A 7,834-nucleotide genomic window follows, 5' to 3' on the forward strand; every position below is an offset into this window, starting at 1 on the left:
GCTATTGCCTCCTCTTTTTTATCCTATGCGCACGAAAAAAACCGGCTACCCTTTTAGGGCAGCCGGTTTGGCGTCATGATTACTGATATTTTTTGAAGATTAGCGTTGCGTTATGTCCGCCGAATCCCAGTGAGTTGCTGAGAACATAGCTGAGATCCTGTCTGCGTGCTTCATCAGGCACATAATCTAAATCGCATTCTTCGTCAGGCGTTTCAATATTGATTGTTGGCGGGATCATGCCTTCTTTAATGGCAAGGATAGAGAAAATGGCTTCAATACCGCCCGCCGCGCCTAGAAGGTGGCCCGTCATAGATTTTGTAGAGCTTACCGCAAGTTTATAGGCATGCTCGCCAAAAACTGTCTTAATCGCCATTGTTTCATATTTGTCATTGTAATATGTGCTTGTGCCGTGAGCATTGATATAGTCAATCTCTTCAAGCGCAATACCAGCATCTTTAATGGCTTCTTGCATCGCTCTCGCTCCGCCTTCGCCATCTTGGGCAGGCGCTGTGATATGATAAGCGTCTCCCGTCGAACCGTAACCGACGATTTCTCCGTAAATTTTGGCGCCGCGTGCAAGTGCATGCTCAAGTTCTTCAAGAACGATAATACCCGCACCTTCACCCATAACGAATCCATCACGGTTTTTATCAAACGGACGGCTCGCAGTTTTCGGATCCGGATTTGTAGAAAGCGCTTTGTTGGCACTGAAGCCCGCGAATGACATTCTAGTCAGCGGCGCTTCTGTTCCGCCTGTGATCATAGCGTCTGCATCGCCGCGCTGAATCACTTTAAATGCGTCACCGATAGAGTTTGTTCCTGTTGCACATGCAGTTACCGTACAAGAGTTAACTCCCTTTGCTCCTAAAGCGATAGAAATTTGGCCTGTCGCCATATCAGGAATCATCATCGGCACAAAAAACGGGCTTACCCGTCTTGGGCCTTTTGTTAAGAAGATTTCAAACTGAGACTCAAGCGTTTCAAGCCCTCCGATTCCGGAACCAACCCAAACACCGACTCTCGGCGCGATTTCATCAGTAATTTCAAGACCTGCGTCTTCAACTGCCATTTTCGCAGCGACAACCGCATATTGAGTGAAACGGTCCATTTTTCTTGCTTCTTTTTTGTCCATGTAATCTTCAACATTAAAGTCTTTTAATTCAGCGGCTACTTTAGCCGGATATTCTTCAGAATCAACACGAGTGATCGGACCGATCCCGGACACACCGTTGATTGCGTTATTCCAACTTGTATCGACGTCGTTGCCAAGCGGAGACAATGCTCCGAGTCCTGTAACAACTACTCTTTTTTTACTCATCTTGTGTGCACCTCACCTTTTTTTATCGGCCCCAGCGGATTGCAATGGCGCCCCAAGTTAATCCTCCGCCGAATCCTACCATGACGATCACATCGCCATCTTTGATTTTACCGGCTTCCAATTCTTCTACTAGAGAAATAGGAATGGATGCGGCAGAAGTGTTTCCATATTTATGAACAGTTTTAGACATCTTTTCGACAGGAAGCTCTAAACGCTCACGTGCAGCTTCCATGATGCGGATGTTCGCCTGATGCGGAATCAAAAAGTCGACGTCCTCTTTTGAGAGTCCGGCTTTTTCAATGACATTTACGCATGATTCACCCATTTGGCGGACCGCAAATTTGAAAACTTCACGTCCATTCATGATTGTATGTCCTTTTTCATTCAGATACAAGTGCTGACCGCCTGTGCCGTCTGCTCCTAGTTCAAATGAAAGAATTCCTCTGTCATCACTGACTGGCCCGACTACCGCAGCGCCCGCTCCGTCACCAAACAGAACGGCTGTGTTGCGGTCTTCCCAGTCTGTAATGCTTGAGAGCTTTTCTACACCGACAACAAGGACATGCTTATAAGTTCCGGATTCAATAAATTGTTTACCCGTTACAACCCCGTACATAAAGCCTGCACAAGCCGCGCTGATATCCATGGCACATGCTTTCTTTGCGCCGAGCTGTTCTTGAATCATACAAGAAACTGTAGGAAATGACTGATCAGGTGTGACAGTCGCAACGAGAATCATATCGAGATCCTCAGCGGACACTTCAGCTTGTTCCAGCGCTTTTTTCGCTGCTGCAACAGCCATATGTGATGAATATACGTCATCAGCGGCAATTCTTCTTTCTTCTATTCCTGTTCTTGTACGAATCCACTCGTCAGAAGTTTCAACCATTTTTTCTAAATCATGATTTGTTAAAACCTTCTCAGGGATATAACGTCCAACTCCAAGTATTCCAGCTTTCATAAGGGAAGACTCCTTTATATAGTTAATTTAGAAGATCAATCAGGTTATGATCAATTATTAGTATCAGGTACTAATTCTATCTTATTTTTTTTCACATGGCAATATATTCGTCTAAACTATCGGTTCATCTTACTCATAGAGTATGGTATATGGAAAAGGAGGCGTATGCAGGTGGATGTGTTTTCAAAAATGATGTTCGGCGATAACGCCAAACAAAAAACAGAAAAAGAAGAAGTGCAGGAGGAGGAGGTTTCCCCGACAAACGAAGAAGAGACGATTGATTACATGTATATTATGAACCAAATCGGTTCGATTATGAACTCTCTCGATCAAATCAAGCCCGCTCTGAAGGAACTCGCGCCTATGGTATCCGCTATTAAAAAGAAAATCATGTGAAAAGCCACTTTCGAGAAAGTGGCTTCTTCTTATTCGGTTTCAGATTTCGCGTCGGATTTACCCAGCTCATAGGCTTCCGCCATTACCGTTGTAAATAAATTCATAAACGGCTGAATGGCCTCCATCGACAGCTCTATTCCTGATTTTTCAAGCTGCTCTTTCGCTTCAGGCAGATATTTCATTGCTATTTGCAGAAACTCAAGTGATTTTTCGTGCTGCATGTAAAGTCACCCCGTTACTCGTTTTTTGGCAGTTCACCTGTTTTGTTATATGTTTTGACCAGTTTGGCGATTTTTTTCTGAAAGGCTTTGTCCACAAGCGGACTGAAGGTTCCCATTTCGACAACTCGGCTTTTCAGATCGTAATAGTGATCGCCGCCTTTTAAAGTCTCTTTGTCGAATTGCTCAGCTATAATTTCATAGGCCTTGTCCACATTTTGCACCGTGCTGGTTAACACGGTGTTTTCGCCAAGATCGGATTGATCTGTGACATAGCCGATCGCATATAGGCCGTCTTTTTTGATTTGCTGAATGACAGGAACATTATACCCGTCTCCGGCAGGATACACAACATCCGCGCCTTCGTTCTTCATTTTTTGATAAAGGTTCACCGCAGTCGAATCATCATCCCAGTGATCCGTATATTTTGTATTCACTTCTATATTAGGATTTTCATACTTAGCCCCTTTTATAAAGCCGTCCACTTCTGGCTGCCATGAAAAAGAAGCGATGACGCCGACCTGATTGGTTTTTGACATATGGGCAGCGGTCATTCCGCCGAAAAAGCCGATTGCTTCCCCGCTGAGATGAACGCTTGTGACATTGTCCGCTTTTGCTTTTGCATTTGAAATCACAAACTGCATATCCGGATAGTCTTCACTGACCAAGTTAAATACTTCTTCATACTCACTTCCATGGCCAAAGAGGAGATTGACGCCGCGCTTATGAAAATCTTCAATCGCATTTATAATATCTTCATCTGTTTTTACGCCTTCTTTATAGTAGACGTCCACATTGTATTTAGATTGTATATTCAGTAATCCTTTATACCCTTTTGTGCCCCATACGAGGTCATTAATCGTATCAGGAAAGAGCATGCCGACCTTCTCAATTTTTCCTTTAAACGGAGTTTGTCCACATCCGCTTAATAAAAGGAGGACAGAAAAGATCATGACAAGCCTTGTGATCAAGTCATGTTCAACTCCTTTTGACAAGCTATCACATGTATTAAAATGATACGTTTATTGTATCTAGAAAACTCGAAACATGGAAGGTTTTTCTTAATATTTGTCGAAAATTGATGAAAATTGTCTTTTCCACCCGAGAATTTTTGTTTTCGCTTCATCTTTTGAAGTTTTTTTCGTGACTTGCAAATCAAAAATGCAATCTTTGCCGGTATCACGGCCGGGCTCAAGCAGGAATCTCAACAGCTCGTCAGCTACATCTTCTGTATAAAAGCCCTCTTCCTCCTGTTCTTCTTTCCACGGCCCATACATTTTAGGAAGGATCACCGCTTTTTCTGAACCTGTCTTTTCACGTTTCTCCCACTCTTTTCGGTCTTGTTCGTATACCAATACATAAGCGGATTTATATTGGTCCAAAGGCAAAAAGCCGCAGTCATATTGGATACAAATTGTATCATACTTTTGATCCTCAATGTGCTCAAGCTGCCGAAAGTGTTCGTTTCTTCCAAGCCACATGAGTCTTTCTTCTAAGTACATTTGTCTGTTTTCATCATCTGTTTCAGCCAAAACGACATCGACGTATATGCCTTCATCCATCATTCGCTCGCATAAAGAAAGGCCGAAAAATTCATCCGCCCCTACAATCAGCGTTGATTCCATTTCATCTGCCGCCCTTCCGGTTTTTCATTTATCCAAAGCAAAACAGCCTCCGCAAAAGAGAAGGCTATTGTTATTGTATTCTTTATAACTCTTTTTCATGCCTGTGAAAGAATTTGCAGATTGATGCATAGATCCTGCTTGGGTGCTCAAATAAATGAAACGTTATGTCAACCGGACAGCCTTGGTTTTGCTGCTGCTTTTCCTTAAATACTTCCGCATGCAGGCTGTACGGATACGGTGCTCCGGTCATCCGCTGCCATATATGAACCGGTACGCTGCTCGGATAGCTTTCGATTGTTTTATAACGGAGTGAAGCCGCTTCTTTTTCGGAGATTTCGTAGCTTTCCGATACCTCTTTCAAAAATTGTTTATAGAAAAATTTATTTTCTTTTTCTGATTCATAATGTGCCTGAAGATCGAGACAAGGATTCAACATCGCGGCTGATCGGATATGATCCGGGGAAAAACGAAGCAGTTCATCGGCCACGAGAGCGCCCATCCCTTCTGCTAAAATATGAATCTTCGGATTGAGTATTTCCTGCTTCAACACGAAATGTATCAGCTGTTTGGCATAGGTGACCGCTTTTCCCGCGCCCCAGTGCCTTCCGAACAGATTGCTGTTAAAAATGGTATAGCCTTCGTCCCTCAGCATATTTAAAAGCTGATTTCTGCCATAATGCTGAAGCCAAAAACTTGAATCATTACCGACAAAGTGGGTTCTGTCCCCGAGGACAAAGATGCCAAAGCCGTTCGGACGATAGGGCAGATGAATCACGTTATGCTCCGTTCCCAATTGAAAATACCTTTCCGTTATTCCCATCGCTTGCCCGCCTCCTTTCACACTTCATCTCACGCTATCTTATGTAAAAAGAAAAGAAACGAATAAGGTAAAGTCCTAGCCTTTCTATGTTTTGGCTATTATACCAATTGACGATATTTATTTTTTATATTTTACCATTAAAAATGTGACGAATCAGACTCTTTTGTCACCTCACTTTCTTCTAAAATTAGATTCCCCCTTCGCTTTATGTATGGTATGATAACTTCTAGAATAGAATGAGAAGGACGAGGTGGAAACGTGCGATTTATTATTGCTTTTATTTGGACGTTCCTTTTATCGCATATGGCATGCTATTTGATTGCCAGCATGAACAGTGTAGCGTATAACTTCACAACATCATCCGTAATTGCTGTCGTTTTATATGTGCTGATCATGGCGCTAGCAGCAATCATGCCTATGAACAACAATGCCAGCCAGCATTAATAAGCCAAAAACCCAAAACATGTATTGTTTTGGGTTTTTTCGTGATCACGGTTTTCTTTTATACGTCCACAGGCGGTTGTGATTAGATGTTTCAGGAAACATATCTCCTGCTGACAGATGGACCTTTTGCGGGTTTTTGACCATACTCCCCGTCTCGCCGATTTCTACGTAGATGCCGTTGTTGGGCGCTTTCTGCCCGGGCCGGAATTGATGCTGCTGTCCCACTGTTTTTCCTCCTTTTCCTTTTTCGTGTAGTATGCGCCTAAGCGGGTGTGAATATGTTTCCATAAAAAAACTGCTGAGACCGGCTCAGCAGTTTTTTCGGTTATTCCCCTTTGTAAAGGATCGCCTTTAACAGCGCTTTTTGCACATGGAGACGGTTTTCGGCCTGCTGGAATACAGCGGAATTCGGACCGTCAATAATCTCTGCCGTCACTTCTTCTTCACGGTGTGCAGGAAGACAGTGCAAAAATGTATAGTCAGGTTTAGCATGGCTGACAAGCGATGCATTCACCTGGTAAGGCGCGAAGACTGCGAGACGCTCTTGTTCTTCCGCTTCCTGTCCCATGCTTGTGAATACATCTGAATAAATGACGTCCGCATTTTTTACGGCTTCAATCGGATCAGCTGTAAGTGTAATGGAAGCACCGGATTGAAGGGCAAATGCTTTGGCTGCTTCCGCCGCTTCGTCTAACACTTCGTATCCCTTAGGCGAAGCAATCGAGATATCACAGCCCATTTTTGCGCAGCCGATCATCAGGGAGTGCGCCACATTATTTCCGTCACCGATATATGCGACTTTCACACCTTTGAGATCGCCTTTGATTTCCTTGATCGTCAATAGGTCCGCCAGCGCCTGGCAAGGATGATATTTATCAGTAAGCCCGTTGATGACCGGAATATCAGCGTGTTCAGCAAGCTCCTCCACCTTTTCATGCTCGAAGGTCCGGATCATGATTGCATCTACATAGCCCGAGAGCACTTTTGCCGTGTCAGCCACAGTTTCACCGCGGCCCAGCTGCAGATCTTTCTGGCTTAAAAAGAGGGCATTTCCGCCAAGTTGCGCCATGCCGGCCTCAAATGAAACACGTGTCCGTGTGGATGATTTTTCAAAAATCATCGCAAGGGTTTTGCCTTGAAAAATAGGCTGAATCTTGTTTTGTTTCAGTTCACTGGCTTCAGCAAGCAACGCGCTGATATCTTGTTCACTGAGATCTTTTAGCGTTAATAGGTCTTTTCCGAATAGATTGGTTTGCATTTCTCCCATATTCACTGTGTGCATGATGCCACTTCCTTTTTATAAAGATCTCTGAGGGAAACAGGGTGCGGACTGCCTGATCCGCTTTGCAAAAACGCCCGTACGGTTTCCTCTTCAGTAAAGACGGTAATGCCGTGTGTCATGGCTTCCAAACGCTCTTTGCGTGCTTCTTCAGAGCCGTTTAAATGGATATGGAGCGCTTTTTCATCCTGTTCCATCCAGGAGGCGAATGTGCCTTCATGAACCGTAAAGCCGGCGTTTTCCGCTAATGTCTTCAAGTCTTCCGGTCCGTTTTGCAAATAAATGCTTCCTTTTTGATTCCAAACACGCGTGTAGATTTTTTTCAACGCGCTGTCGGCGTCGTATGCAACACACATGCCTTCTCCTGTCGATTTCATTTCCGGTCCAAGCTTCACATCTACATCTTGAATCGCATGTGAGGAAAAGACCGGGAACTTTACAGCAACGCCGTGGTGATTTTGAACTGCCGGGTTTACATCTTTTAGAGATGCCCCCGCCAGCAGCCTTGTGGCGAGCGGAATCATCGGGACGCCCATGACTTTGCTGACGACCGGAACTGTACGGCTCGCTCTCGGATTCACTTCAAGGACGAGAATGGTTTCGTTGTCGATCACAAATTGGATGTTCATAATGCCTTTAAACGAAAGCTTTTGGGCAATTTTTTGAGCAGCATCTTTTATTCCCTGCTGCAGCTTGTTTGTGACGGAAGGCCCCGGGAGAATGGCGAAGCTGTCTCCTGAGTGGACGCCCGCCCGCTCAATATGTTCGGTATA

General features: G+C 44.3%; 10 protein-coding genes and 1 pseudogene. 2 read left to right on the top strand and 9 right to left on the bottom strand.

What is annotated here, in order from left to right:
* Positions 1 to 79: 79 nt before the first annotated feature.
* Positions 80 to 1,318 (bottom strand): beta-ketoacyl-ACP synthase II, encoded by a 1,239-nt coding sequence (fabF, locus tag CJU60_RS09375; RefSeq protein WP_095713626.1) that lies wholly within the window; start codon positions 1,316 to 1,318, stop codon positions 80 to 82.
* Positions 1,319 to 1,340: 22 nt separating this feature from the next.
* Entirely contained in the window at positions 1,341 to 2,279 is a 939-nt protein-coding gene (fabH, locus tag CJU60_RS09380; RefSeq protein WP_010333732.1) for a beta-ketoacyl-ACP synthase III, read from the bottom strand.
* 165 nt (positions 2,280 to 2,444) lie between these two features.
* On the opposite strand from fabH, the gene yjzB reads away from it, so the two are divergent.
* Positions 2,445 to 2,675, top strand: a complete 231-nt coding sequence (yjzB, locus tag CJU60_RS09385) for a spore coat protein YjzB (RefSeq protein WP_081638273.1) — start codon at positions 2,445 to 2,447, stop codon at positions 2,673 to 2,675.
* A 29-nt stretch (positions 2,676 to 2,704) separates the two neighbouring features.
* On the opposite strand, the gene comZ is transcribed toward yjzB, so the two are convergent.
* The 4 genes from comZ to CJU60_RS09405 form a co-directional block, all read right to left on the bottom strand.
* On the bottom strand, positions 2,705 to 2,896 hold the full coding sequence (gene comZ / locus CJU60_RS09390; RefSeq protein ID WP_003224559.1) for a ComG operon transcriptional repressor ComZ: 192 nt from the start codon (positions 2,894 to 2,896) through the stop codon (positions 2,705 to 2,707).
* A gap of 14 nt (positions 2,897 to 2,910) precedes the next feature.
* A complete protein-coding gene (locus tag CJU60_RS09395; protein ID WP_095713627.1) occupies positions 2,911 to 3,864 on the bottom strand; it encodes a BMP family ABC transporter substrate-binding protein in 954 nt (317 codons plus the stop codon).
* A 90-nt stretch (positions 3,865 to 3,954) separates the two neighbouring features.
* Positions 3,955 to 4,518, bottom strand: coding sequence for a hypothetical protein (locus CJU60_RS09400; protein ID WP_095713628.1), 564 nt, complete (start codon positions 4,516 to 4,518; stop codon positions 3,955 to 3,957).
* 82 nt (positions 4,519 to 4,600) lie between these two features.
* Positions 4,601 to 5,338 (bottom strand): hypothetical protein, encoded by a 738-nt coding sequence (locus tag CJU60_RS09405; RefSeq protein ID WP_095713629.1) that lies wholly within the window; start codon positions 5,336 to 5,338, stop codon positions 4,601 to 4,603.
* Between the two features lie 258 nt (positions 5,339 to 5,596).
* Here CJU60_RS09405 and CJU60_RS09410 point away from each other — a divergent pair, with 258 nt between their 5' ends.
* Positions 5,597 to 5,782, top strand: coding sequence for a YjzD family protein (locus CJU60_RS09410; protein ID WP_010333727.1), 186 nt, complete (start codon positions 5,597 to 5,599; stop codon positions 5,780 to 5,782).
* 45 nt (positions 5,783 to 5,827) lie between these two features.
* Here CJU60_RS09410 and CJU60_RS09415 read toward each other — a convergent pair whose 3' ends face one another.
* The 3 genes and pseudogenes from CJU60_RS09415 to CJU60_RS09425 form a co-directional block, all read right to left on the bottom strand.
* Positions 5,828 to 6,007 carry a YjzC family protein gene (locus CJU60_RS09415; protein ID WP_003239319.1) on the bottom strand — a complete coding sequence of 60 codons (180 nt, stop codon included), beginning with the start codon at positions 6,005 to 6,007 and terminating at the stop codon, positions 5,828 to 5,830.
* An 84-nt stretch (positions 6,008 to 6,091) separates the two neighbouring features.
* Positions 6,092 to 7,049: pseudogene (gene argF, locus CJU60_RS09420) on the bottom strand (ornithine carbamoyltransferase).
* A 2-nt stretch (positions 7,050 to 7,051) separates the two neighbouring features.
* Positions 7,052 to 7,834 (bottom strand): ATP-binding protein (locus tag CJU60_RS09425; RefSeq protein WP_176471079.1); only part of this gene is annotated, 783 nt, incomplete at its 5' end.

Origin of the sequence: Bacillus sp. 7705b (assembly GCF_002289525.1) — a bacterium.
In the GTDB taxonomy this organism is placed as follows: domain Bacteria; phylum Bacillota; class Bacilli; order Bacillales; family Bacillaceae; genus Bacillus; species Bacillus halotolerans.